The organism is Kitasatospora sp. NPDC056138 (genome assembly GCF_042264695.1).
GTDB lineage: Bacteria > Actinomycetota > Actinomycetes > Streptomycetales > Streptomycetaceae > Kitasatospora.
Genome location: NZ_JBHJVK010000059.1, coordinates 1 through 24,907, shown reverse-complemented (window position 1 = coordinate 24,907; position 24,907 = coordinate 1). Strand labels below are relative to the sequence as shown.

The window sequence follows — 24,907 nt, the reverse complement described above, 5'->3', positions numbered from 1 at the left end:
ACCCTTCGGCTGGATACCCCCACAGGTATTTGACGGGGGTGCTGCAGCGGAGTTACGTTCGAAGCCAAGATGCCCCGGGGGGTATATGGAGGACTGGCGTGGCCCGTGAAATCGACCTCGACACCTTCGCCGCGGCCTGGGCCGATGGCGGCCTCGTCCTGGATGTGTGCCAGCCGGAGGAGTACCGGGCGGGGCGCGTGCCCGGTGCGCTGCCCGTCCCGGCCGCGAAGCTGCCCGCCCGGGCCGGTGCCCCGGCGGGACGGCCGGTGTGCGTGATCCGCGCGAGCGGCAATCGCAGCCCGGGTTCTGCCGGCCGGATGTGCGCCCGCGGTGTCGCCGCCCACCCGGTCGCCGGCGGCAGCTGGGTCGGCGCCGGGTGCCCCCTCGCCACCGGCTCGCACCCGCACTGACCCGGCCCCGCGCCTCCCGGCGCGCCGCCGCTCCTCGGTTCACCCGAAGCCGTGGCCCGTCGCTGGCCGGCCGCAGCCTCGCGCTGCCCTTTTCTATACCCCACTGGGTATATCAGGCCCAGTACGAACCCCCGATCGGAAGGTTGTTCCCCGTGTTCTTCGCCCAGTACTACCTCGACTGCCTCTCCCAGGCGTCGTACATGATCGCCGACGAGTCCACCGGCAGGGCGGTGGTCGTCGACCCGCGCCGGGACATCGCCGAGTACACGGCCGACGCCCAGGCGCACGGCTTCACCATCGAGGCGGTCATCAACACCCACTTCCACGCCGACTTCATCGCGGGCCACCTGGAGATGGCCGCCCGAACCGGCGCGTGGATCGGCTACGGGCAGCGCGCCGAGACCGAGTACGCGATCCGCAAGCTCGCCGACGGCGAGCGGATCAGCCTCGGCGAGGTGACCCTGCAGATCATGGAGACCCCCGGCCACACCCCGGAGTCGATCAGCGTCCTGGTCCACGAACGCGCCGCCGACGAGGTCCCCTACGGCGTGCTGACCGGAGACGCACTGTTCATCGGCGACGTCGGCCGACCCGACCTGCTCGCCTCGGTGGGTGTCACCGCCGAGGAACTCGGCCGGATGCTCCACCACAGCGTCCAGCACAAGCTGATGGGCCTGCCCGACGAGGTGCGGGTCTTCCCCGCCCACGGCGCCGGCTCGGCCTGCGGCAAGAACCTGTCCACCGAGAAGCAGTCCACCATCGGCGCCCAGCGCGCCACCAACTACGCCTGCCGGCCCATGAGCGAGGACGACTTCGTCGCCATCGTCACCGCCGGACAGTCCGCCGCCCCCGGCTACTTCGCCTACGACGCCACCCTCAACCGCCGGGAACGCGACCTGTTCGACCCGGCCGCCGCGCCCCGGCCGCTGTCCCCGGAGGAGTTCCGCACCGAGCACGCCGCCGGAGCGGTCGTGGTGGATGCCCGAAGCCCGCAGGAGTTCGGCACCGGCCACGTGCGCGGCGCGATCAACATCCCCGCCGACGGTCGCTTCGCCGAACAGGCCGGCACCGTCCTGACCCCCGACAGTCGCATCCTGGTCGTCGCACCCCAGAACCGCGAAGAGGAGATCACCACCCGCCTCGCCCGCATCGGCTTCGACCACCACGCCGGCTACCTGCTGGGCCCCGACGACGCCCTCGCGGCCATGCCCGACCAGGTCACCCAGGCCAGCCGCCTGACCGCCGACCAACTGCGCACCGCGCTGGCCGGCGACCGGCCCCCGCTCGTCCTGGACGTCCGCACCTGCTCCGAGCGCGCCGGAGGCCACATCGACGGCTCGATCCACATCGCACTGGGCGAACTGCCCCACCGCCTCGACGAGATCCCCACCGACCGCCCCCTGGTCCTGCACTGCGCCGGCGGACACCGCTCCTCCATCGCCGCCAGCCTGCTGCGCCACCACGGCTTCGAGGACGTCTCCGACATCCTCGGCGGCTACGGCGCCTGGGCGCTGCTCGCCGGACCCGCCACCGCCTGACCCTCACGCGCCGGGGTCCATGCGGAGGCCGACCGTCATCGGCCCCCTGCACCGGCCCCGGCACCCCGAACCAGGCGTCCCCCCGAATCCCGGGTGTCCGACGAGAGGCCCCGTACCTCGCCGGACACCCGCGCCGCACCACACCCCGACACATACCCGGGCGGGTATTCAGCCCGCCCGGCGGAACCGACATCGGAGACCCCGTGACCACCGCCACCCGCATACCCGCCGGAATCGACGCCGCCGCCCTGGGGGAACTCACCAAGGACGGCAACGGCCCGCGCCTGCTGGACGTGCGCACTCCCGGCGAGTTCCGCACCGTCCACATCCCCGGCGCTCACAACGTGCCCCTGGACACGCTGCGCGAGCACCGCGCCGAGCTGCTCCACCACCTCGACGAGGACACCGTCCTGATCTGCCGCTCCGGTGCCCGCGCCGCCCGGGCCGAGCAGGCACTCTCCGACGCCGGCCTGCCCGACCTGCGCGTCCTCGAGGGCGGCATGGTCGCCTGGGAGGCGGCCGAGGGCCCGGTGACCCGAGGGGCGGCCCGCTGGGAACTGGAACGCCAGGTCCGGCTGATCGCCGGTTCGATCGTGCTCGTCTCCGGACTGGTCGCCCTCGCGGTGCCCGGTGTGGGCCTGGCCGCCACCGCAGTCGGAGCCGGCCTCACCTTCGCCGCCCTCACCAACACCTGTGCGATGGGCACGGTGCTCGCCAGGCTCCCCTACAACCGCGGCCCGCGCGCCGACATCGCCTCGGTGATCGCCGCCCTCAGGAGCCGGCCGTGATCACTCTCGCCGTCGCAGCCTCGCTGCTGATCGGGGTCCTGCTCGGGATCCTGGGCGGTGGCGGATCCATGCTCACCGTCCCGATCCTGGTCTACCTGGCCGACCAGGACACCAAGCAGGCCATCGCCACCTCCCTGTTCGTCGTCGGCGTCACCAGCCTCGCGGGCCTGGTCTCCCACGCCCGCGCGGGCCGGGTGCGCTGGCGCACCGGGACGCTGTTCGGCCTGGCGGGCATGGTCGGCGCCTACGCCGGCGGACGAGTGGCCGCGTACGTCCCCGACGCCGTGTTGCTGGTCGCGTTCGCGCTGATGATGCTCGCCACGGCGGCCGCGATGCTCGGCGGCCCCCGCAAGGCGCCCCGGCAGGTGCACCGTGAACTCCCGCTCCACCGCCTGCTCCTGCAGGGCCTCGTCGTGGGCGCGGTCACCGGTGTCCTCGGCGCCGGCGGCGGCTTCCTCATCGTGCCCGCGCTGGCCCTGCTGGCCGGCCTGCCGATGGGCGTCGCCATCGGTACCTCGCTCCTGGTCATCGCCATGAACTCCTTCGCCGGACTGGCCGGACACATCTCCGGTTCCCACCTCGACTGGAACCAGGCCCTCGCCGTCACCGCCGCCGCCGTCCTCGGCAGCCTCATCGGCGGCCGCTTCGCCGGACGCATCCCGCAGCACACCCTGCGCACCGGCTTCGGCTGGTTCGTCGTGGTCATGGGCCTCTTCGTCCTCAGCCGCCAGACCGGCCCGGCCGTGCTGGCCCTGGCCCCCGCGATCGCGGCCTGGCCGCTGCTCCGGCGCAGGCGCGCGCACCGCACCGAAAACCCGCCCACCGCAAGGGCGGTGGCACCCGCCCCGGAACCCGTCACCCGCCACTGATCCCACATATACCCACTGGGGTATCCTGGAGGAAGCGGACGGCACGAGTCAGGAGGAAACCGGTGAAGGTGGAAGAAGAAGCGACGAGCGCGATCCTCAACCGGCTGCGCCGTGCCCAGGGGCAGCTCGCCGGCGTCGTAGCCATGATCGAAGCCGGTCGCGACTGCAAGGACGTCGTCACGCAGCTCGCCGCCGTCTCCCGCGCCCTCGACCGGGCCGGCTTCAAGATCGTGGCCAGCGGCATGCGCCAGTGCCTGGCCACCGCGGACGGCGAAGCGCCGCCGATGTCCGAGGCCGAGCTGGAGAAGCTCTTCCTCGCCCTCGCCTGACCGAACCCGAGCGGCCTGCCGACGCCACCACATCCGTCGGCAGGCCGCTCGCGCGTTGCCCGCGGGGACTGCGGAACATCCGCCAGACCGTCTGCCGTCGAGTGGTGCGGTGCGTCCGGCCGCTCCGTCCGCAGTCGGGAACTGGAAGTGAAACGCGCGCCGTTGGGGTTCTGCGGAGCGCCGGTCGACGCTGCACGGCGGCGCGGATGCGATCGCGTTCGTCGGGTGCGGGGGTCATCTCGGTGTGTTTGGCCCGGTGATGAGGGTGCGGTGGCGCTCGTCTGCGCATGACCGCAGCCGCGTGGCGTCGGCCCGCAGGCGATCGGCGATCGGGCCGGGGGTGTGCCGGGCTCGCTGGTCGAACTGGTCGAGTTGGTCGAGTTGGTCGGCGCAGGCAGGGGGCCCGGTTGGCGTGGTGGCCCGTGCGGACGGTGTTGCCGTAGCCGGGGCGCATCGGTGGGGGAGGGGAGGCCTCCGACGCCTTCGCGGCGCCCAGCGCCTTCGGCGTGGTCAGCGGATTGTCGGGTTGGACGATTTTCAGCCAATGGCAACCGAAAAGGTGCGAGGATTCGTCTCCCCGGTCAGAGCTGATCGGGCATCAGAGGAGAGAACTGCGTGAGGCGAACCATATTGAGATCCGCTGTGGGAGCGGCAGTGACGGCTGTGCTGTCGGTCGCATCGCTCCCGTCGGCTTCGGCGGCGGGCACGGCGGGTACGGCCGGTACGGTGGACCGGGCGACCGTCGCGTCCTTCGACCGGATGGCCGAGGCCGTGCTGTCCCAGCGGACGGCGGCGCTCGTGGACCGGGCTCCGGTGCGGCACGACGCCCTGCAGGCCGACGGTCGCGTCGGCCTGGCGGCCGGCCTGGCACGGGCCGAGGACACCGTGTCCTCCTCGCTGCGGGCCCGCAAGGCGCGACTGGCCGCCGTGGGTGAGGCGTACAGCGCCGGTAACACCCAGGTCTCCGTGGACAAGGTCCGGGTCAGCGGTGGACGTGCCGACGTCGACGTCACCGAGACCACGACCCTGACCTACGAGAAGGTCCACGGTGACGAGCCCGCGACGACCGGATTCCAGGCGCACCACACGGTGACCTTCGCCGCCACGTCCCAGGGCCGCTGGGAGCTGACGGGCATCAAGAACGTGGACTCCGGCTTCCCGGCGGTCAACGCGCCCGCCCCGCCCGTGGCGAAGCCCGCGGACGCCGATCCCCCGGAGGCGACCCCGGCCGCCACCTCCTGGCCGGCGTCGCCGAGCCCGAAGAGCGCGACGCGCGGTGGGAACAACTACGCGGCCATGGCGGCCTACGCGGAGAAGTACTGGAACAACTACAACCCCGCCTACCGGAAGTTCAACGGCGTCGGCGGGGACTGCACCAACTTCGTCAGCCAGGCGCTGAAGGCGGGCGGTTGGAAGAACGCCCCCGGCGACGACTCGGACTACCACAACTGGTGGTACAGCTCCGACTCCCAGAGCTGGTCCTGGGTGGGTGCCGATGAGTGGTCCTGGTTCGCGCTCTCCAGCAAGCGGGTCTCGAACCTGGCGAACGTCTACCAGTTGGGCGTCGGGGACATCCTGCAGGCGGACTTCGACCGCGACGGCTCCAAGAACCACTCCATGATCGTCACGTACCGGGGCCCGAACGGCATGCCGTACGTGACCTACCACTCGACCAACACCTACCGCAGGTCGGTGGCGAGCCTCGTCATGGCGTACCCGAACGCGGCGTTCTACGCCTACCGCACCTGACACGGCCGGTGGCGCAGCCCCGTCGTCCGCGTTCGTGACGAGCGCGGACGACGGGTGGGGCGGCGGGCGCTCGCAGACGGCGGTCGGGCCCCGCGACGGCGGACGCCGAAGGCGTCGCGCGCCTGGTGGCGGGAGCCGAGCGCGGCTCAGTGCACCCCGGCTGAACCGTGACGGGAGCTCACGTTGCGAGCGTGAGACAGCGGCTCATGGTGCGACCGACCTGGTCCGGAGGGTGTCCGGGGCCACCGGCGGCGGCACCGTGATGCGCCTGGGCAGCGGGAGTTCGAGGCCGCCGGGCGCGTCCTGCCGGAGCGCGAGCGCGGCGGCGGCGTCGGTGGGCATCGGGCGCAGGCCGAGCAGGGCACCGGTCAGTCCGGCGGTCGCGCGGTGCCAGTCGGCGGCGCGGTGCAGCAGGGTGTGACCCGAGCCGTGGACGGTGTACCCGGCGACCTCGGCGCCCGCCGCACGGGCCCGGAGGGCGAAGCGGAGGGTGTCGGCGGGATCGGTCGTCCGGTCGCGGTCGCCGTGCAGGGTGAGCAGTTGACGCCCCTTCAGGTGCTCGTACGGATCCTCCGGCGGGCACCACGGTGCGAGTGCGACCACGCCCCTCACACAGGGGTGGCCGGCCGCGCGGAGAGCCGCCCGGCCGCCCATCGAGTGGCCGATCAGGACGGTTGGGACCAGGCCCAGCTCCTCGCTGAGGTCGTAGAGCGCGGCGGTGGTGTCCCGTGCCGCGTCGGCCCGCTCGCCGTTCCACCCCCGGTGGCGGTAGCGCACCACGCCGACCGCCACCTGGGCGCCGACCGTCGAGGCGGCCACAGCCCGGACGAACCCGTTCATCCGCAGACCCGGCAGGTTCACCGGCCCGGGACGGGCCTCGTTCGCCACCTCGCCGCCGTGCAGTACCAGCACCGCGGCGACCGGCGCGGTCGGCCGCACCCGCCAGGCCAGTGCCTGGTGTCCGCTCGCCCCTGACCTGCTCGCTGCCATCTCCACCTCTGCCCGGTCCCGTCCCGTTCCGTTCGGTCGTGCCTCGTCCCGTCCTGCGCCCGGGACGGTCACTGTACGCCGAACGGTGGGCCGGGGCCGCAGATTCCGCAGCCGCCGCTACTTGGTCCCGTGACCCCACTGGAGGTTCCAGCCGTAGGCGGCGTCGATCATCCGGTGGACGGAGAGTTCGGGGGTGCGCTGGAAGTACCGTCCCTCACGGCGGACCACCAGGCCGGTCCCGTCGTTCTCCAGCAGTGCGACGGCACAGGCGGTGGCGGGGAAGTCACAGCCGTCCAGGGCCAGTTCGACGGTCGGGCCGCTGACGGGGAAGAGCGTGGCCACGCCGTTCAGCCCGGTGAGCGGGAGGTTGTTGTAGTCGTGCGCGAAGACCAGCAGACGGCGGATCTCGGCGGACCGGTCGAGGTTGATCCAGAGGTCCTCGCCGGTGGCGACCGAACCGGTGCGGTCGTCGTTGGCCAGCTGCACGTACGGCGGTTCGTACAGGTTGCCGAACCGTCCGCCGATGGCCTGGATGATGCCCTTCCTCCCGTCCTGGAGCTCCCAGAGGCAGGACAGGTCGAGATCCCGGCCTGCGGTTCCCGGCTGGAGGGCGGCGCGCAGTTTCTTCGCCAGCCAGCCGCCGCCACCCTGGCGGCCCGGGTCGGCGGAGCCCTGCGGGGAGCCTGCGGGGGCCCAGTTGAGGTTCACCCGCAGCATGCCGCCGTTGCTCCCGTGCTTGGTCAGGGAGACCACCGGGTCCTTGGCGGTGAGGTGGATCTTGCTGAGACTGACCGGTGCGGGCGCCTGCGCGGGACCCGGTGGGAGGCCGGGCACGGGCATGGGTGCGGGCGCGGGCGTGGGAACGGCAGCGGGCACGGGAGCGGGAGCGGGAGCGGGCACGGGAACGGGCGCGGGAACCTGGGTGAAGGCGGGAGCCGGCGGCTGGAGGGGGATGGGAGGAGCAGGGGGAGCAGGAGGCACGGCCGGGGCCGCCGGGGGCGCGAGGAGGAAGTCGTCCGGCGTGAACGGCTCGGGCGCGGGGGCGGGCGCGGGCGCGGGCACCGAGGGGGGAGCGGGCGCCGGGACGGGTGCCGGGGCAGGGGCGGCGACGGGCGCCGGAGGGGCGGGCGGGACCTGCGCGGCGGTCGGTGCGGGCTCGTCGTCGACGTTGATCCCGTAGTCGGTGGCCAGCCCCGCCAGCCCGCTGTCGTACCCCTGGCCGACCGCGCGGAACTTCCAGCCGCCGCCCCGCCGGTACAGCTCCCCGAGCACGAAGGCGGTCTCGCTGCTCGCCCCGGTGTCCTCGAAGCGCGCCACCTCCTGGCCGGACCGCGGGTCGAGCACCCGGAGCCGGAGGCCGGGCAGCTGCCCGAAGGCGCCGCCGTCGCTGGAGGCCGCCAGCACCACGGTCTCCACCGCGGCGTCCAGCTCGTCCAGGGCGACCGTCAGCGTGTCCACCACGCCGCCGTCCCCGCTGCTCTGCTTCCCGAGGTGGCGCACCGCGCCGGAGGCGTCCTGCGGCTGGTTGTAGAACACGAAGTCGGCGTCCGAGCGGACCCGGCCGCCCGCGAGCAGCAGCGCGGAGGCGTCCGCGTCGGGGACGCCGGGCCCGCTGCGCCAGTGCAGCTCCACCCGGACTCCGGTCGTGGCCAGCGCGATGTTCGCGCCCTTCGCTATCAGCATCAGCAGTCCGTTCCTCCGACGGGGTGCACGAAGGTGGACGTACCCTCGCGGTCCCTACCCTAGAAGCCCGACGCCGTACGACGTTCGTAAGGCCGCACGATCCCCGGCCCGACGAGGCCGCCTCCTAAGGTGGAGTCAGGACGAGACCGAAAGGCAGTCACCGTGGCTGACACCATCCCAGGCACCGCCCGACTCCCGCGTGCCGAGCTCGGCGTGATCGGAGGCTCCGGCCTCTACGCATTGCTGGACGACGTGACCGAGGTAGCCGTCGAGACCCCGTACGGTCCCCCCAGCGACTCGCTGTTCGTCGGCGAGGTGGCCGGGCGCGGCGTCGCCTTCCTGCCCCGGCACGGGCGCGGGCACAGCCTGCCGCCGCACCGGATCAACTACCGCGCCAACCTCTGGGCGCTGCAGTCGCTGGGGGTGCGCCAGGTGCTCGGGCCGTGCGCGGTGGGCGGGCTGCGCCCGGAGTTCGGTCCCGGCACGCTGGTGGTCCCCGACCAGTTCGTGGACCGCACCTCCGGCCGCGAGCAGACCTACTACGACGGGCTGCCGCTGCCCGGCGGCGCGGTTCCCGAGGTGGTCCACGTCTCGATGGCCGACCCGTACTGCCCCGACGGCCGCCTCGCCGCGCTGGCCGCCGCCCGGGACAACGCCTGGGAGCCGGTGGACGGCGGAACCCTGGTGGTGGTCCAGGGCCCGCGCTTCTCGACCCGCGCGGAGTCACGCTGGTTCACCGGCAACGGCTGGTCGGTGATCGGCATGACCGGCCACCCGGAGGCCGTGCTGGCCCGTGAACTCGGCCTCTGCTACACCTCGTTGGCCCTGGTGACCGACCTCGACGCGGGTGTGGAGACCGGGGAGGGCGTCACCCACGCCGAGGTCCTGGCCGTCTTCGGGCGCAACGTGGACCGGCTGCGCACCGTACTGTTCAAGGCGCTGGAGGGGCTGCCGAGCACCCGGGACTGCGTCTGCTCGCACGCCCTGGACGGGCTGGAGACCGGTCTCCCCGGCGTCTGACGGACCGTCCGGGGAGCACCGGGTGACGACCCGGCAGGGGCGCTGCGGCGCCCCTGCCTCAGGGGCGCCGGCGCCGGAACCGGGACCAGAGGGCCGCGAGCCCGGCGACGACCGCCGTCACGGCCAGCAGGACCAGCCAGTTGCGCAGGTAGGGCAGTGGCAGCAGGGAGGCGTTGCCGTTGTTCTGCCCGTCGCGCAGGATCGGGGGCAGGGCGACCGCGGTGAGCGCGGCCACGACGATCAGCCAGCCGCGCAGCACCCGCCCGCGGACGAAGGTCGCTCCCAGCAGGCAGAGCAGCGGGACCCAGAGCCCGTCGTGGACCACCAGCCCGCCGACCAGCCAGCTGAGCACGTCGAGCGGGTCGTTGATGTAGCTGTCGTGCAGCAGCCCGTACACGCCGTAACCGATCAGCCCGACGCCGAGGGCTGCGGTGACCACCCGGAACGTCCGCATCAGTACACCTCCATCCGGGTGACCCACTTGGTCTGCAGCACCCCGGGCCGGTTGGGGGCGATGATCCGCGCCGGGTAGCCGTGGTCGGGCGTCAGCACCTGGCCGTTCACCCGAACCGCCAGCAGGGTGAGCGGGTCCTCGGCGTAGCCGGCGGGCATCTCCATGATCCGGTACGGCCCGTTCTGCTCCAGCGAGGTCACCCGGACCCGGGAACCGGCCGGGGCGCCCGCGCGGGCGAGCAGATCCCGCACGCGGACCCCGGTCCAGTGCGCGGAGGCGCTCCAGCCCTCGACGCAGGCGATCGGCAGCTCGGACTCGTACTGGGGGAGGGCCAGCAGCTGGGCCATCGTCAGTTCGTACGGCCGAGGGCCGTCGACCCGCAGCCGCCAGTCGGCGGGGGTGACGGTGGTGCCCGCCTGGGCGGCCGTGCGGGTGATCGGGAGACCGAGCTCCCCGATGTCCGGCCTGCGCGGGGCCAGCAGGGTGAGCCGGCGCAGCCACGGCACGGTCTGGCCGGCGGTGGTCAGGGTGACGACCGCCACCGCCGCGGTCACGGACCCGAGGAACATCCGCCGCTCCTGCAGCCCCGGTCCGACACGCCGCCAGTGCTCGGCGATCATCGGTCCCTTGGCGGCGATGTGCAGCAGCAGACCGCCGGTCGCCAGCCAGGCCAGCCAGAAGTGGGTCTGCCGGAACGGGAACGGCCAGGGGTACCACTCGATGATGTTGAGCAGTCCGGTGAACAGCTCCAGCAGCATCGTGGCGACCAGGACCGCGATGCCGAGCCGTTCCAGGGCGTGCAGCACGCTGCGGGCCGGGGGCCACTCGAACAGCCGGGGGTAGACCGCCCAGAGCTTGGCGCCGAGCAGTGGGATCGCGGCGATGCCCGAGATGACGTGCAGACCCTGGGTCACCCGGTACCCGTTCACCGGGCGGCTCGGCAAGTGGTCGCTCAGCCAGGTCGGCGGCTGCTGGAGGACATGGCTGAGCAGCCCCGTCAGGAAGCAGACCAGCAGCGCCGCGCCCAGCCAGCGGCCGAGGACGACGGTGGTGCGCGGCTCGTGCAGCGAGGACGTGAAGGTGCCTTCGCGCAGCGGGCCCCGGCGCAGGAACCCCGGGGGAGTGGGGAGGGGGAGGTCGTACCGGGAGAACGCCGTCTCGGGGACCTGCTCGGCCGGTGCCGGTGCCGGTGCCGGTGCTGGTGCTGGTGCTGGTGCTGGTGGTGGGGGTGGTGCTGGTGCTGGTGGTGGGGGTGGGGGCGGTGGTGGCGTCGACGGGGGTGTCGGTCCGTCCGCCGGCCCGGGTCTGCCCGGTGGCGGCGTCGGCGTCGGCATCGGCGTGGACGGAGGCGTGGACGGCGGTGCGGGCTCGGGTGGCTGCGCTCGCTCGGGTGGTTGCGGTGGTTCCGGTCGGTGCGGTCGTTCGGGTCCGTTGTCGGGGTTCGTTGGCTCCACGCGTCCATGAGACCGCCTGCGGGCCCGGAAAACGGGGTCCGGCGTGCTTACGGAAGTCGAACGGCGGCTCGCGGGCCGGCGCCGAGGCCGCGCCGGCCGGCTCGGTGGGGGCACCGGCCGGCGCGGCGACGGGTCACCGTCCCGGGGTGTCGCCCGCGGCCGGCGCCGCCTGGTCGGTGCGGGGGGTGTGGCGGGCCTGGTAGCCGGAGAGGAAGGCCAGTGCGGACGGGACGAGGGCGAGGACCGGGGCCTGGAGCCAGGCGGGGACCGGGCCGAGGAGGGAGTTGTCGGCGGTGACGGCGTTGAGGGCGGCGATGGCGATGCCGACGAGGAAGGTCGTGGCGGACGCCGCCTTGACCTTCGCCTCGATGGGGGCGGGCATGCTGGTCTCCTGTCAGGTGACGTTGTCGGTGCGCATGGCGGCGGCCCAGGTGGCCGGGCCGACGATGCCGTCCTGGGCGAGGCCCTTCTCGGCCTGGAACTGACGGCAGATGCTTGCCGAGGAGGGGCCGTACCAGCCGTCCACGGTGATCGACCAGCCCCGGTCGCTCATCCGCTGCTGCCAGATCCGCACGTTGCCGTCGTGCAGCATCGGCGTGCGCAGCGCCAGGTACTCACCGGGCCAGGCCGGGCCGGACGTCGGGGCGGGCGCCGAGGCGGGCTGGAACGACAGGGCCCAGGCCCGCAGTTCACCGATGCTGCCGAGGTTGCAGTAGTCCTGGTCCACCGGCGAGTCGCTGTACTGGTGGAAGAGCCAGGGGTGTCTGATGCCGGGGTCGCCGGCCGCCCGCCCGGAGGTGGCTATCCACAGGAAGTCCTGGACGTAACTCGTGGTGTCGACGTTCTGCCAGTAGTCGTTGTTGCAGTACAGGCCGACCGGGACGTGCGGTGCCCGGCCCTTGACGTACCGGAGCCAGGACTCCTTGTACGTGAGCTGGTCGGCCCGCGACACCGACGCGTTGGCGTCGTCGTACCCCTCCCAGTCCAGGCACAGCACCTCGCCGGGCTGCGGCTGGGCCAGGGAGAGGAAGCGATCCGCCTCCGCCTGCACCGAGTTGGCCATGTGCGGGTAGTGGTAGTAGCCGACGACGAGGCCGGCGCCGCGGGCGTGGTCCCGCTGTGCCGTCCAGCGGGGGTTGGTGTAGGTCAGGCCCTCGGTCACTTTGACGAACACGAAGCCGAGGCCGCTCGTGTCGGGAGTGGCGGACTGGTAGCTCGCCCAGTCCTGGCCGTAGATGCCCATGGTCACCGCCTGGGGTCGGAGGGTCGCCGGAGCTGGTCCTGGCGGATGGCGTGGTGGATCCGTCGCGGACGGCGGCGGATCGAAGGGTGGTGGGTGACGGTGTGTCGCGGTTCGGGCCGGGCAGGTCCTGGACCGGGCATGTCCTGGCCGAACACCCACTGTGATGCCCACTTCACGGGCTGGTCGACCCTTCGCCGGTGGGTTGCATTTGTGCAGGTCCTGGGGTCTGCGTCCATCGGTCGTTCGCGCCCGATGCGGCGGGCCGTATGTCCACGGAACGGCGTCCGTGGGCCGGTCCGGACTCCGACGTGCTTACGGAAGTCGAACGGCGGCTCGCCGTTGCCTCCAGGTGGTGGTTCCCGGTGGCAGGGTGAACCCGTGTCCGCCACCTGCCCGACCCCCCGTCCCGCCACCCGCCGGACCTCCCGTCCCGCGACCGTGCTCGCCCCCGTCCTCGCGGGCTGCGCGCTGGCCGCCCTGGTCGCGGCCCTCGCGCTGACCGTCACCCGGGGCGGCACGCTCGGCAACTCCCGCCCGCTGCACGGCTGGTACCTCGCCGACCTCGGCCTCTTCGCGCTGGCCGTGGCGCTGCTGCGGCGGGTGCCCGCGCGGCAGGTCGCCGGCCTGGTCCTGGCGGGAAGCGCGGCCGTCGCCGCCACCGGCCTGCTGGCCCCGCCACGGACCAGCGACGACGTCTACCGGTACGTCTGGGACGGCCGGGTCCAGGCCGCCGGGATCTCCCCGTACCGGTACGCGCCCGACGACCCGCCGCTCGTACGGCTCCGTGACGGCGCGCTCTTCCCGCCGGACGGCAGCTGCACCGCGTGGAACGAGCGCCGGACCGCCACCGGCTCGTGCACCCACATCAACCGGCCCGGGGTGCACACCATCTACCCGCCGGTCGCCGAGTTCTGGTTCCTCGGCCTGCACGTGGCCGGCGGTACGGTCCGGACGGCCCAGGTCGGCGGCGCGCTGCTCGCGGTCGCCACCACCGGGGCGCTGCTGCTGATCCGCCGTCAGGACTGGCGGGCCGGGCTCTGGGGCTGGTTTCCCGGGATCGCGATCTGGTCCGTCAACGACGCCCACGTGGACACGCTGGGCGCACTGCTGCTGGTCGTCGCCCTCGGTCTGGCGGCCCGGCGGCGTGCCGTCGCCGGCGGCGTCGCGCTGGGCGCGGCCATCGCCGCCAAGCTGCTGCCCGGACTCGCCCTGCCCGGCGCGATGTCCGGTGTGCTGGCCCGCCGTCCGCGCCCTCGGGACCTGGTGCTGCCGTGCTCCGCGCTGGCCGCCTTCCTGCTCGCCTACCTGCCGTACGTGCTCGCCTCGGGCACCGGGGTGATCGGCTACCTGCCCGGCTACCTGCGCGAGGAGGGGTACGAGGACGGCGAGATCGCCCGGTTCGGCCTGTTGCGGCTGGTTCTTCCGGCCGACTGGGCGCCGTACGCGGCGGCGCTGGTGCTGGCGGTGGTCGTGCTGTACGTGCTGCGGCGGGGCGACGCGGCGCGGCCGTGGAGCGGCGCGCTGCTGGTCACCGGCACCGCGCTGCTGCTGGTCGCACCCGCCTACCCCTGGTACGGCCTGCTGGTCGTGGCGCTGGTCGCGCTCGACGGGCGCTGGGAGTGGCTGGCCGTGCCCGCCGCCGGGCAGGTGCTCTACCTGCTCGGCGGTGAGGCCCAGCAGCCCGCCTACACCGCCGCGCTGGCCGTCGTCCTGGCCGGTGCCGTGGTGCGGCGTCTGCGGGTCGCGGCCGTGGCCGCACCGGGGTGATGGACGGTCAACTGTGCGGCGCGCGACCCTGATCGGGGGAATCGTTTCGTCGGGTTTGCGGCCTTTTAGGGTGATCGCTGTCCGACTTGGCGCACCTGCCAACGAGAAGGAACACCTGATCATGCGTCTTCGCAACGCCGCGGCGGCGGCCGCCGCCGCACTCGCGCTCGTCCTGACCCTGCCCACCTCGGCCGGTGCGGCCGATGGCGAGTTCACCTACCGGTTCATCGGCCTGGACGGCACTCCGCAGATCGGCCGACTGGTCGACCCGCCGAGCCGGGAGTGCATCAACCTTCCCGAGGTGGCCGACCCGGGTTCCTCCGAGCCCGCCGACACACCGCGCAACCGCACGGACTCGACCGCCACGGTCTTCAGGGACCCCGACTGCGAGGGCGACCACTTCAGCCTCCGCCCGTTCACCGGTCACGCCTCCGAGCGCCTGAAGCTCCGCTCGGTGGTCTTCTCCTGACACCCCGGACGTGCCGAACGCCCGCCCCGGTCCGCCGTGACGGACCGGGGCGGGCGGGTCACGGCCACCGGCGGCCGGTGACCGGTGGCCGTCCGACGTCAGCCGCACCAGCCGGGGCCCTTGCCCCACCGGCTGCCGGAGTTGTGGTCCTCGCCGCCGCAGTAGCTGCACTGTCCGGGGGCGTACAGGTGGACAGGTCCCCCGTCCGGCCGTGCCGGTGACCCGGCGCGGCCGTCCTCCCACAGAGTGCCCCGCGCGTGGTCGCGGTGTCTTGTACGAATGCGAAAGCTGCGGCCCGCTCGGCGGCGGCCGGCTCGGCGTGGGCGCGCGTCGTCGGCCCGTTCAGCACCGTGCCGCCCGGGGGCCGCCGTCCGGTGGCGGGAGGACGACGGCACTGGTCACCCGGCCGTCGAGCCGGTCGGTCGGTTCGGGGAGGTCGGCACCCAGGTGGCGCCAGCCGAAGAACTCGCGGGGGGAGCACCCCACCATCCCCCGGAACGTGCGGTCGAGGTGGGCCTGGTCGTAGAAGCCGCAGAGCTCGGCGATCCGCGCGCCGTCCCGGCGGGTCCGGACCTCGAACGCGCCGAGTGCGCGCTGGAGCCGGATGATCTGGGCCACCTGCTTCGGCGGTATCCCGATCTGGGCACGGAAGCGCAGTTCCAGGCGGCGCCGGCTCCAGCCGGTCCCGTCGGCCAGCTGCTCCACCGTGGTCAGCCCGCCCGAGGCCCGTACCGTGTCCCAGGCCCAGGCGACCGTCGGATCCCACGCCCGCTCCTCGGCCATCCTGGCGGTGAGGAAGGCGTCGAGAATCCCGAACCGCGCCGCCCAGCCCGGTGCCTCGGCCAGCCGCTCGACCAGTTCGGGCGCCCGGCTGCCGAGGACGTCGGAGATGCCGGCCCACTGGTTTCCCAGCTCGCCCGCCACGGGACCCAACACCCGGTACGCACCCCGGGGGGTGAGGGAGACCGTGAGGCCGTGCAGCCGCCCGCCGTGCTGCGCGATCGTCGCCGTTCGCCGCAGGCCGCTCACCAGTGAGGTGAACGGTACGGCGGTCCCCGGTGCCACCGCGTCCGTCAGCGACATCGACCCCTCGAAGCCGAGGACCAGGGTGACGACGTCGGTGGGCACCTCGATGCGCCGCCTCGGCTGACGCAGACTCATCCGGTAGCCCCGGTAGTCGAGGACGCAGTCGCGTAGCGCCGGGGCCGGCAGTCCGTACGTCATCGCACACCCGGTGTCGGCAGCCGGTGGCAGTCGCCTGAGATCCATTGCCGCAGCCTCGCGATCCGCTCGCCATCCTGACATGTGCACGGTTCCGTGATGCGACGGTCCCTGTCGCACCAATGCCTGGAACCGACCGGAAAGGCACGGGAATCGGGTCGATTTCGCCGCCCGGAGCCGGACCGCGCCGCCGGGTGGCCCGCGTTGCGAAGTCCGAGGTCAACTCCTCTGCGCAGTCGCCCGGTTACCATCGGTCGAGCACCTCTGCAGGACCGGACCGGCACGAGTGAGCGAGGCAGCAGCATGGGCGAGGGAACCACCGTGGACGCCGTCGAGACGGCACGCCGCTACTACGGGAGCAGCGAGGTGGACGGCTTCTACTCCACCGTGTGGGGCGGTGAGGACATCCACACCGGCAGCTACGCCGACGAGCACGAACCGATCGCGGCCGCGTCCCGGCGCACCGTCGAACGGGCCGCGGCGAAGATCGTCGGCCGCCTCGGCCCCGGGGTCACGGTGCTGGACCTGGGATCCGGATACGGCGGCCCGACCCGCTACCTGGCGGAGCGCTTCGGCTGCCGGGTGGTCGCACTCAACATCAGCGAATCCCAGAACGAGCGGCACCGCAGGACCAACGCGGAGCGCGGTCTCGACCGGCTCGTCGAGGTGGTCACCGGTTCGTTCCAGGACATCCCGTTCCCCGACGGGCGGTTCGACGTCGTCTGGTCGCAGGAGGCCTTCTGCCACAGCCCCGACCGGACCCGGCTGCTGGCGGAGGTGGTCCGGGTGCTCAAGCCGCAGGGGGATCTGGTCTTCACCGACGTGATGGCGGCCGACGGCGTCCCGCCCGAGACGCTGCGGACCGTGGTCGCGCGGCTGGAGGTGAGCGCCCTCGCCGCACCGGGGTACTACCGCGAGCAGATCGCCCGACTCGGCCTCACCCGGGTCGACTTCGAGGACGACAGCGAGCAGCTGCTCACCCACTACCGCCGGCTGGAGGAGGAGACCAGGCGGCGGGCGGCGGAACTCCGCGACGTCGTCGGCCCCGGCTATCTGGCGGGCCTGCTGGAGAACCTGCCGCTGTGGGTGGACGCCTGCCGTGCCGGCCGGCTGAGCTGGGGCATCTTCCACTGCTCCGACGACCGCTGACTCCGGTGGCCGCCGGCTCGGGCGACAACCACCCTGGGTCGCCTCGGCCGGCACGTACGCCGCGGCGAAGGCCGCCCTGTGGTCGCAGGCCAACGCGCTGCGGGTGGAGTTGCTGCCGCGCGGCATCGGGGTGACCGGTCTGCACGTGGGGGTCGTCGACACGGACATGACCGGCCACCTCCAGGCGCCGAAGTCGGCTCCGGACGCCGTCGCCCGCCAGGCGCTCGACGGCATCGAGGCCGGCGCCTTCGAGGTGCTCGCGGACGAGACGTCCCGCCGGGTGAAGGCCGGGCTGTCCGGGGATCCGGCAGCCTGCTACCCGGAGCTCGGCGGGACGTCCCTCTGGTAGCGCGGTCGGCCCCGTGCCGCCGCCGGCCGGTGCGGGGTGCTCAGACCGGCAGCAGCCGGGCCACGAGTTCGCCGAGGCGGCGTGCGTTGCGGCAGGGGTGCATCTCGACGAGCTCGGCGTAGGCGTGGGCGGCGGAGTCGCCGGAGGACCAGAACTCGGTCCGTTCGGGGTTGAGCCAGTACACCCGGCGGGCGCGGTCGGCGATCCGGCCGAGGGCGGGCAGGTTGGGGTCCCGGCCGTTGTTGCGGGCGTCGCCCAGGATCAGGACGCAGGTGCGCGGGCCGACCGCGTCCGGGTACCGGTCGGCGAACTCGCCCAGTGCGGCACCGTAGTCGCTGTTGCCGTGGAAGCCGAGCACCTTGGCCTCGGTGAGGATGCGTCGGCCGAGCGCGGCCGGGTCGGCGGAGCCCGTGGTGACCAGCCGGGTCACCTCGTCGGTGCGGTTGACGAAGGCGAAGACCCGGACCTTGCTGAACTGGTCGCGCATCGCCTGGACCAGCAGCATGGTGAAGTCCGCGAAGCCGGCCACCGAACCGGACACGTCGCACAGCAGGACGATCTCGGGCCGGCCCGGTCGGCGGCGGCGGTAGGCCGGGCGCAGCGGTACGCCGCCGGTGGAGAGCGAACGCCGCAGGGTGCGGCGCAGGTCGATCCGTCCGGCGTGGGCCTTCCGGCGGCGGGCGGCCAGCCGGGTGGCGAGCTTGCGGGCCAGCGGCTGCACGGTCCGGCGCAGCTCGGCGAGTTGGTCCCGGTTGGCGGCCAGGAAGTCGACCTGGTCGGTGCCTGGGGCGACGGCGCGCCGGGCGATCCGCTCGGTGCCGCGCAGTTCGGCGGCACGCCGCCGGGCCTCGGTGCCCACCTGGCCGCGGAAGCCCTGGATCCGGCGGCGGATCTCGTCCGCGTCGAGCCGGTCGGTGAAGCCGGGCGACTGTCCGGCCCGGCGTGCGGCGAGCAGACCGGCCAGCAGGGTCTCCGGTGCCAGGCGGCTGAGCGTCTGGTGCGCGGACCACCCCTGGGTGGCGGGGCTGGAGCCGTAGCGGCCGAGGGTGTTCACCGCCTCGCCCGCGAGCTGGGTGAGCGCCGAGCGGTCGTCGTCGGCGAGTGCCGCGGTCAGCCGGTCCCGCAGGTCGGCCAGGACGGCCCGGTCGGTGGGGTTGGTGGGGCTGACGGGGTCGACCGGGCCGGTCGGTTCGGCGTCCGGGTCCGCGCGGGCGGCTTCCGGCGTGCCGACCCCGAGCGGGAAGTAGAGGTCGAAGGTCGCGTCGAACACGGCGCGTTGGCCGTCGGCGCGCAGCAGCGCGGCGGCGAGACCCTCGCGGATGTACGCGCGGTCGGTCAGGCCGAGTGCCGCCAGGACGGCCCCGGCGTCGACGGTCTCGCCGGGGCCGATCCGCATGCCGTGGTCCCGCAGCGCCTGGACGAATCGGGTCAGCCGCTCGGGAAGGCCGTTCACGGGCTCGCACACGTCGGCCCCGGTCACGGCGGCTCCGCCGTTGCCAGCCCCGCCGGCACCGAGCCCGGTCGCACCCGTCCCGGTCACGTCAGGGTCAGCTTCCGGGCGGCCTTCAGCACGTCGTCCTGGTGCTTGAGGATCACCCCGAGGCTGTCGCGGACCACCGTCTCGTCCAGGGTGTCGGCGCCGAGCGCGAGCAGTGTCCGGGCCCAGTCGATGGTCTCCGCGACCGAGGGCGCCTTGCGGAGCTCCATGGCGCGCAGCGCGCCGACGACCTTGACCAGGGAGTCGGCGAGCACCTGGTCCAGTCCCGGGACCTTCAGCCGGACGATCCGCTGTTCGAGCGCGGCGTCGGGGAAGTCGAGGTGCAGGAACAGGCAGCGTCGGCGCAGCGCTTCGGACAGCTCGCGGGTCGCGTTGGAGGTGAGCAGGACGAACGGGCGGCGGGTCGCGGTGATGGTGCCGAGTTCGGGCACGGTGACCTGGAAGTCGCTCAGCACCTCCAGCAGTAGCCCCTCCACCTCCACGTCGGCCTTGTCGATCTCGTCGATCAGCAGCACGGTCGGCTCGCTGCCGCGGATCGCGGTGAGCAGTGGGCGGGTGAGCAGGAACTCCTCGCCGAAGATGTCGGTACGGGCCTCGTCCCAGCTCTCGTCGCGTCCGGCGGTGATCCGCAGCAGCTGCTTCGCGTGGTTCCACTCGTACAGGGCGCGGGACTCGTCGATGCCCTCGTAGCACTGCAGGCGGACGAGTCTCGCCGCGCCGACGCGGGCGACCGCCTTCGCCAGCTCGGTCTTGCCGACCCCGGCCGGGCCCTCGACCAGCAGGGGCTTCCCGAGCCGGTCGGCCAGGAAGACCGTGGTGGCGACCGCGGGCGAGGCGAGGTAGCCCGCTTCGGCCAGCTTCGCGGACACATCGTCCACGGAGGTGAAGAACCCGGTCCCGGCCGGGTGCGTGCCGTCCTCGCTCATATCGCCAACTCCCCTTCGCCCAGCATCGTGTGGAGTACCTTACTGGGCGGTCACTTGCCGGGTCGGGTCAGGACCGAAGTCCCTCCCGTGGCGCGGCCCCGAACCGCCCTCCGTTCCGGCCGTCCTGACGGATGATGAGGGGATGATGCTGTGTGCCGGGGTCGACGAACCGTTCGGTCAGAGCTGGGTGCAGGTGGCGCAGTTCGGACTCGCGCTGCTGCTGTCGTGCGTGATCGGCCTGGAGCGGGAGATCCGGCAGAAGGCCGCCGGGCTGCGCACGTACACCATCGTCGGTCTCGGGTCGGCCCTGTTCACCCTGATCAGCAAGTACGGCTTCACCGATGTGCTGCGGACGGGGCTGGTCTCGGTGGACCCGTCCCGGATGGCGGCGCAGATCGTCTCGGGGCTGGGCTTCATCGGCGCGGGAGTGATCTTCGTCCAGCGCGGCTCGGTCCGGGGGCTGACGACCGCGGCGACCATCTGGCTCACGGCCGCCGTGGGTGCCGCCGCGGCGGCCGGTCTCCCGCTGCTGGCCGCGCTGGCGACCGGGGCGTACTTCCTGGTGTGCTACGGCCTGCGGCCCCTGGCCCACCGGCTCCCGCAGCTGCGGTCCGCGCCGACCACCTACAGGATCACCTACGTCGAGGGGACCGGACTGCTGCGCGAGCTGCTCAACGAGGTCACCGAATCCGGCTTCGCCGTCGCGGAGTTGACCACGATAGCGGCTCACGCCGTCGAGCAGTTCCCGAGCGCCGGTGCGCCCGCCCAGGACGGGGCCGCCCTCGCCGGGTACCCGCTGCACGGACGCGTCGTGGAGGTCTCGGTCAGCGTCCGGGGCCACGGGGACCGCGACGAGCTGACGGCCCGGTTGGCCGGCATCCCCGGCGTCCTCGCGTGCAGCCGGAACGGGCTCGCCGACGAGTGATCGCGGCGCCCCCGGCGCCCCCGGCGCCCCCGGCGGTTCTGGCCGGTCCGGCCGGAGCCGTCAGTGCGCGGTGGCGGCGAGCAGGCCGTGCAGGGACGCCTTCAGGCTGGTGACGAAGGAGTCGCGGGCCGCGTCGTCGAGGAGGTCCAGCGACAGGTAAGGGTTCAGGTCCTCCAACTCGACCAGCAGGAGCTCCCCTTCGGGTGTGCGGCAGGCGTCGACCCGCTGGATGCCGTGGTCGATGTCGTTCCAGTCGACGAAGCGCTGGGCGAAGTCGAGGTCGGCGGGGGAGGGGGCGTACGGCTCCAGGAGCCAGCGCCGGTCGGGGCGGGGGGCGTACAGGGCGTACTGGAAGGCGCGGTCGACGAAGTAGAACGAGACCTCGTAGCGGAAGTCGACGCGCGGCTGGACGAGGACGTCGCCGTAGCCCACGGCGGCGAGCCGGTCCCGGGGGACGAACTCCAGACCTATCGAGTCCGCGCCCAGCCTGGGCTTGACCACGTACTCCGCCACCACGGGAAGCCGGTCGAGGTCCTGCGGGCGGTCGACGGTGGGGATGACCGGGAGTCCGGCGGCGAACAGGTCGAGCAGGTACTGCTTGCCCGCCATGTCGCCCTTGCCGGAGAGCTGGTTGTAGACGCGCACCCCACGGGCGGCCGCCTGCTCGCGGAAGGCGTCGTACTGGGCCTGGTAGTGCAGCACCGGTCCGCTGTTGCGGACCATCACCACGTCGAAGGCGTCCATCAGCGCGGCCGCGTCCAGCGGGTGGCACAGGGCGATCCCGAAGTCCTCGCGGAGGCGGGCGGAGAGCTGGATGTCCTCGTCGCAGTACCGCCGCCCGCGTGCCTGGTAGGCCAGGTCGGTGACGTAGAGGACCCGGGGCTGGGAGGCGGCCATGCGTGCTCCTGGAGATCGTTTGACGGCCAACCTACCCGCTTCTCCGGCGTCCGGCACCGGGGTTAGGGTGGGTGCCACGCCATGAAGGCGCGCCCTCGCAGAGAGTGAAGGATCCGGTGGACTCCACTCAGGCCGTGGCCACGAGCCCCTACTTCCCGGACCACGGCGACCTCCGCTACCAAGTCCGGCACTACGAACTGACGCTGGACTACCGGCCCGAGACCGACCGCCTCACCGGCAGCGCCAGGATCGAGGCCCTCGCCGCCCAGGGGCCCGACCGGCTGCGGGAGTTCGCGCTCGACCTGGCCGACTTCCGGACCGGGCGGGTGCTGGTGGACGGCCGGGCGGCGCACCACACCCATCGCGGCGGCAGACTGCGGATCCGCCCGGCCGAACCGCCGGCGGCCGGGGCGGCGTTCACCGTGGAGGTGCGGTGGTCCGGTAGGCCGAAGCCGGTCCGCAGCCCGTGGGGCGGCATCGGCTGGACGGAGACCACGGACGGGGCCCTGGTGGCCAGTCAGCCGGTCGGCGCGCCGTCCTGGTTCCCGTGCAACGACCGGCCGTCGGACAAGGCGAGCTACCTGATCTCCCTCACCGTGCCGTCCGCGTACACCGTGGTGCTCGGCGGACGCCTGCTGGCCCGGACGGCGCACGCGAGCACCACCACCTGGGTGTACGAGCAGCCGGCCCCCACCCCGACCTACCTGGTCGGCCTGTCGATCGGCCCGTACCGGGCGGTCCGGCTGGACGATCCGCAGCCCGGTGCCGTCCCCCAGCTCGGGTACGTCCCGGCCCGCCTGCTGCCGTACTTCGAGGCCGACTTCGGACGGCAGCCCCGGATGATGCGGCTGTTCCAGGAACTCTTCGGCCGCTACCCGTTCGGCGAGTACACGGTGGTGGTCGCCGACGAGGAGCTGGACGTCCCCGTCGAGGCCCAGGGGCTCTCCCTGTTCGGTGCCAACCACCTGGACGGGCAGCGCGGTTGGGAACGGCTGGTCGCCCACGAGCTCGCCCACCAGTGGTTCGGCAACAGCGTCACCGTCGCCGACTGGCGGCACATCTGGCTGAACGAGGGCTTCGCCAAGTACGCGGAGTGGCTCTGGTCGGAGCGCTCCGGCGGACCGGCCGCCCACGCCCTGGCCGCCGCCGCGCACCGCCGACTCGCCGCCCTGCCGCAGGACCTGCGGCTCGCCGACCCCGGCCGGTCCCGGATGTTCGACGACCGCGTCTACGAGCGCGGCGGCCTCACCGTGCACGCCCTGCGCTGCACCCTGGGCGACCGGACCTTCTTCGGACTGCTCCGCGACTGGACCACCGTCCACCGCCACTCGACCGTCACCACCGCCGACTTCACCGCCGCCGCCACCTGGCACGCCGGGCGGCCGCTGGACGCCTTCTTCACCGCCTGGCTGACCGAACCGGCCCTGCCGCCCCTGCCCGCCGGCACCGAATCCGGCTAGCCCTCTCGGGCCGTCCGCGCTCGGGTCGACGGGAAACGGGCCACCTGCCGGCCGGCGGGCGGGCGCTGTCCGGTCCGGTCCCCGGTACCGCGCGCTGCGTGACCCCGCCCGCCGAACCTCGTGGCGGCGGCCGTCACCGATCCGCCGGGGCCGGCGCGGCAAGGTCGGCCAGCACCTCACGGGCCGCCCGTGCCCCCGAGGCCAGCGCGCCCTGGACCGAGCCCGTCGCCCGGTGGTCGCCGCAGACGTACCGGCCGGGCGAGAAGCGGGTGCTCCTGGTCAACGGGTGGGGCGCGGGCATGGCCGGCAGCGCGGCCGGGATCCGGTAGCCGGCCAGGTACTCCCAGCCGGAGGTGTCGGTCTCGTACAGCTCGGCCAACCGGCTCCGCACGCGCGCCTCGTCGGCCCCGTCGCCCGGCACGGAGGTGGACACCAGGGCCCGTCCGTCGCCGGAGAAGCCCGGCACCACCTCGGACAGGACCACGCTGTTGAGCACCACCCGGTCGGAGTCCACCACCAGGGTCGGCTCCTCCAGCGGGACCGCCGAGGCCGCGTGGTACAGCGTGGTCACGGCGCGCGGCTCGGGGACCGGCAGTCCGGGCAGCAGCCGCGCGGCCTCCGCGGCGCCGGTCGCCACGACGACCGAGGCAGCCGCCAGCTCCGAGCCGTCCAGGAGCCGGACGCCCGCCGCCGTCAGCGCAGCCACGGGGGTCTCCAGCCGCACCGCGCCGGCCGGCAGGCGGGACGCCAGCTGGGTGGGCACCGCCCCGATCCCGGCCGCCGGCAGGCAGAGCGTCCCGCGCAGCATGCTGCGCCACACCAGGTGGAAGACCCGGCTCGACGTCTCCAGCCCGTCCTCCAGGAACACGCCGGACAGGAACGGCCGCAGGACCGCGTCCACGGTCTCCCCGGACAGGCCGGCCGCGGCCAGTGCCCGCTCGGTCGGCAGGTCGCGGCCCCGGCGCAGCAGTACGGCGGGCAGCACCATGTCCCGCGCGCTGAGCAGGCCGAGGGCGACGGTGTCGCGGAACGGCGCCAGCCGTCCGGGGAGCAGGTCCGCCGCCTGGTCGGGCCGCCGGGTCGGATCCGCGAACCGGTACCGGCCCCGGGTACCCGCCAGGACGAAGCCCGGCGTGAACGGGTGCAGCCGCAGCGCCCGCAGGCCGATCCGGCGGCGCACCTGGGGGTAGGCGGTGTTGAACACCTGGAATCCCCGGTCGAGCCGGAAACCGTGCACCACATCGGTGCGCATCCGCCCGCCCACCCAGTCCGAGGCCTCCAGGACCCGGACCCGCAGGCCCTGCGACGTCAGGTCCTGGGCGCAGGCGAGACCCGCCAGGCCCGCCCCGACCACGATCACGTCCACCGCTGCTGTGTCAGGCCGCACGAAGGCCCCTCCCGTCTGGCTGGTGTGCCGGAAATCCTCGTGAACGGACGGCCGGGCCCGTCCCGGGGACACCAGGGGCGGCCCGGACGGCGGCCGTGCCGGGCAGCACCGCCGCGTACGACCGGAGATCGGCCCCGGGTGCCCTGCCCGGCAGCCGCCGACGCGGCCGTGCCGCCGGTCACCCCCCGTGTCGCCCGCCACGAGAAGGCGCATCCGGTGATCTCCACGGTCCAGTCATAGCTCGTCCCGCCGGTCCGGAGCGGGTGCCGCACGAGGCCGGTGCCACGCCGGTCCCGGCCGAGCACGGCGGTCGGCCGGGACCGGCGTGGCAC

Annotated in this window: 23 protein-coding genes and 1 pseudogene; 13 read left to right on the top strand and 11 right to left on the bottom strand. The window is 73.5% G+C overall.

The window, feature by feature from the left end; all coding sequences use genetic code 11:
* The first annotated feature begins 98 nt into the window (after positions 1-98).
* The 6 genes from ACFC1R_RS28990 (at position 99) to ACFC1R_RS28965 (ending at position 5,683) form a co-directional block, all read left to right on the top strand.
* Positions 99-410 carry a rhodanese-like domain-containing protein gene (locus ACFC1R_RS28990; RefSeq protein ID WP_375943549.1) on the top strand — a complete coding sequence of 104 codons (312 nt, stop codon included), beginning with the start codon at positions 99-101 and terminating at the stop codon, positions 408-410.
* A gap of 152 nt (positions 411-562) precedes the next feature.
* Complete coding sequence (locus tag ACFC1R_RS28985) at positions 563-1,948, top strand: rhodanese-like domain-containing protein (protein ID WP_375943547.1); 1,386 nt, start codon at positions 563-565, stop codon at positions 1,946-1,948.
* Between the two features lie 203 nt (positions 1,949-2,151).
* A complete protein-coding gene (locus ACFC1R_RS28980) occupies positions 2,152-2,736 on the top strand; it encodes a rhodanese-like domain-containing protein (RefSeq protein ID WP_375943545.1) in 585 nt (194 codons plus the stop codon).
* Positions 2,733-3,605 (top strand): sulfite exporter TauE/SafE family protein, encoded by an 873-nt coding sequence (locus ACFC1R_RS28975; RefSeq protein ID WP_375943543.1) that lies wholly within the window; start codon positions 2,733-2,735, stop codon positions 3,603-3,605. Before ACFC1R_RS28980 ends, ACFC1R_RS28975 begins: the two co-directional genes overlap by 4 nt.
* Before the next feature lie 62 nt (positions 3,606-3,667).
* Positions 3,668-3,934, top strand: a complete 267-nt coding sequence (locus ACFC1R_RS28970; protein WP_375943541.1) for a metal-sensitive transcriptional regulator — start codon at positions 3,668-3,670, stop codon at positions 3,932-3,934.
* 654 nt (positions 3,935-4,588) lie between these two features.
* A complete protein-coding gene (locus tag ACFC1R_RS28965) occupies positions 4,589-5,683 on the top strand; it encodes an amidase domain-containing protein (RefSeq protein WP_375943539.1) in 1,095 nt (364 codons plus the stop codon).
* Positions 5,684-5,887: 204 nt separating this feature from the next.
* Here the strand turns inward: ACFC1R_RS28965 and ACFC1R_RS28960 are convergent, their stop codons facing one another.
* Both ACFC1R_RS28960 and ACFC1R_RS28955 read right to left on the bottom strand, forming a co-directional pair.
* A complete protein-coding gene (locus ACFC1R_RS28960) occupies positions 5,888-6,673 on the bottom strand; it encodes an alpha/beta fold hydrolase (RefSeq protein ID WP_375943537.1) in 786 nt (261 codons plus the stop codon).
* Positions 6,674-6,790: 117 nt separating this feature from the next.
* The gene (locus ACFC1R_RS28955; protein ID WP_375943535.1) at positions 6,791-8,356 is read right to left on the bottom strand and encodes a TerD family protein; all 1,566 of its coding nucleotides are present in this window, start codon (positions 8,354-8,356) and stop codon (positions 6,791-6,793) included.
* Between the two features lie 162 nt (positions 8,357-8,518).
* On the opposite strand from ACFC1R_RS28955, the gene ACFC1R_RS28950 reads away from it, so the two are divergent.
* Positions 8,519-9,376: an S-methyl-5'-thioadenosine phosphorylase gene (locus ACFC1R_RS28950; RefSeq protein WP_375943533.1), complete on the top strand. Its 858-nt coding sequence runs from the start codon at positions 8,519-8,521 to the stop codon at positions 9,374-9,376.
* Positions 9,377-9,434: 58 nt separating this feature from the next.
* Here ACFC1R_RS28950 and ACFC1R_RS28945 read toward each other — a convergent pair whose 3' ends face one another.
* The 4 genes from ACFC1R_RS28945 to ACFC1R_RS28930 all read right to left on the bottom strand — a co-directional run bounded on the left by ACFC1R_RS28945 (position 9,435) and on the right by ACFC1R_RS28930 (position 12,527).
* Positions 9,435-9,830 carry a hypothetical protein gene (locus ACFC1R_RS28945; RefSeq protein WP_375943531.1) on the bottom strand — a complete coding sequence of 132 codons (396 nt, stop codon included), beginning with the start codon at positions 9,828-9,830 and terminating at the stop codon, positions 9,435-9,437.
* Entirely contained in the window at positions 9,830-11,164 is a 1,335-nt protein-coding gene (locus ACFC1R_RS28940) for a molybdopterin-dependent oxidoreductase (protein ID WP_375943529.1), read from the bottom strand. The genes ACFC1R_RS28945 and ACFC1R_RS28940 overlap by 1 nt, the downstream gene beginning before the upstream one ends.
* Positions 11,165-11,417: 253 nt before the next feature.
* On the bottom strand, positions 11,418-11,666 hold the full coding sequence (locus ACFC1R_RS28935) for a holin (protein WP_375943527.1): 249 nt from the start codon (positions 11,664-11,666) through the stop codon (positions 11,418-11,420).
* A 12-nt stretch (positions 11,667-11,678) separates the two neighbouring features.
* Positions 11,679-12,527, bottom strand: coding sequence for a GH25 family lysozyme (locus ACFC1R_RS28930; protein ID WP_375943591.1), 849 nt, complete (start codon positions 12,525-12,527; stop codon positions 11,679-11,681).
* A gap of 378 nt (positions 12,528-12,905) precedes the next feature.
* Between ACFC1R_RS28930 and ACFC1R_RS28925 the strand changes: the two genes are divergently transcribed.
* Together ACFC1R_RS28925 and ACFC1R_RS28920 are read left to right on the top strand one after the other, a co-directional pair.
* A complete protein-coding gene (locus tag ACFC1R_RS28925) occupies positions 12,906-14,294 on the top strand; it encodes a hypothetical protein (protein ID WP_375943525.1) in 1,389 nt (462 codons plus the stop codon).
* Between the two features lie 121 nt (positions 14,295-14,415).
* Positions 14,416-14,763, top strand: coding sequence for a hypothetical protein (locus ACFC1R_RS28920; RefSeq protein WP_375943523.1), 348 nt, complete (start codon positions 14,416-14,418; stop codon positions 14,761-14,763).
* Between the two features lie 342 nt (positions 14,764-15,105).
* Here ACFC1R_RS28920 and ACFC1R_RS28915 read toward each other — a convergent pair whose 3' ends face one another.
* The gene (locus ACFC1R_RS28915) at positions 15,106-16,032 is read right to left on the bottom strand and encodes a helix-turn-helix domain-containing protein (RefSeq protein ID WP_375943521.1); all 927 of its coding nucleotides are present in this window, start codon (positions 16,030-16,032) and stop codon (positions 15,106-15,108) included.
* 255 nt (positions 16,033-16,287) lie between these two features.
* Here ACFC1R_RS28915 and ACFC1R_RS28910 point away from each other — a divergent pair, with 255 nt between their 5' ends.
* Both ACFC1R_RS28910 and ACFC1R_RS28905 read left to right on the top strand, forming a co-directional pair.
* Complete coding sequence (locus ACFC1R_RS28910; protein ID WP_375943519.1) at positions 16,288-17,133, top strand: SAM-dependent methyltransferase; 846 nt, start codon at positions 16,288-16,290, stop codon at positions 17,131-17,133.
* Between the two features lie 34 nt (positions 17,134-17,167).
* Positions 17,168-17,482: pseudogene (locus tag ACFC1R_RS28905) on the top strand (SDR family NAD(P)-dependent oxidoreductase); the annotation flags it as partial.
* A gap of 40 nt (positions 17,483-17,522) precedes the next feature.
* Here the strand turns inward: ACFC1R_RS28905 and ACFC1R_RS28900 are convergent.
* Positions 17,523-18,878, bottom strand: a complete 1,356-nt coding sequence (locus tag ACFC1R_RS28900) for a VWA domain-containing protein (protein WP_375943589.1) — start codon at positions 18,876-18,878, stop codon at positions 17,523-17,525.
* A 140-nt stretch (positions 18,879-19,018) separates the two neighbouring features.
* Positions 19,019-19,906, bottom strand: a complete 888-nt coding sequence (locus ACFC1R_RS28895; protein ID WP_375943517.1) for an AAA family ATPase — start codon at positions 19,904-19,906, stop codon at positions 19,019-19,021.
* 145 nt (positions 19,907-20,051) lie between these two features.
* Here ACFC1R_RS28895 and ACFC1R_RS28890 point away from each other — a divergent pair, with 145 nt between their 5' ends.
* Positions 20,052-20,831, top strand: coding sequence for an MgtC/SapB family protein (locus tag ACFC1R_RS28890; RefSeq protein WP_375943587.1), 780 nt, complete (start codon positions 20,052-20,054; stop codon positions 20,829-20,831).
* Positions 20,832-20,891: 60 nt separating this feature from the next.
* Here ACFC1R_RS28890 and ACFC1R_RS28885 read toward each other — a convergent pair whose 3' ends face one another.
* Entirely contained in the window at positions 20,892-21,728 is an 837-nt protein-coding gene (locus tag ACFC1R_RS28885; RefSeq protein WP_375943515.1) for a hypothetical protein, read from the bottom strand.
* Positions 21,729-21,844: 116 nt separating this feature from the next.
* On the opposite strand from ACFC1R_RS28885, the gene ACFC1R_RS28880 reads away from it, so the two are divergent.
* The gene (locus ACFC1R_RS28880; protein WP_375943513.1) at positions 21,845-23,188 is read left to right on the top strand and encodes a M1 family metallopeptidase; all 1,344 of its coding nucleotides are present in this window, start codon (positions 21,845-21,847) and stop codon (positions 23,186-23,188) included.
* A gap of 133 nt (positions 23,189-23,321) precedes the next feature.
* Here ACFC1R_RS28880 and ACFC1R_RS28875 read toward each other — a convergent pair whose 3' ends face one another.
* Positions 23,322-24,575, bottom strand: a complete 1,254-nt coding sequence (locus tag ACFC1R_RS28875; RefSeq protein WP_375943511.1) for an NAD(P)/FAD-dependent oxidoreductase — start codon at positions 24,573-24,575, stop codon at positions 23,322-23,324.
* Between the last annotated feature and the right edge of the window lie 332 nt (positions 24,576-24,907).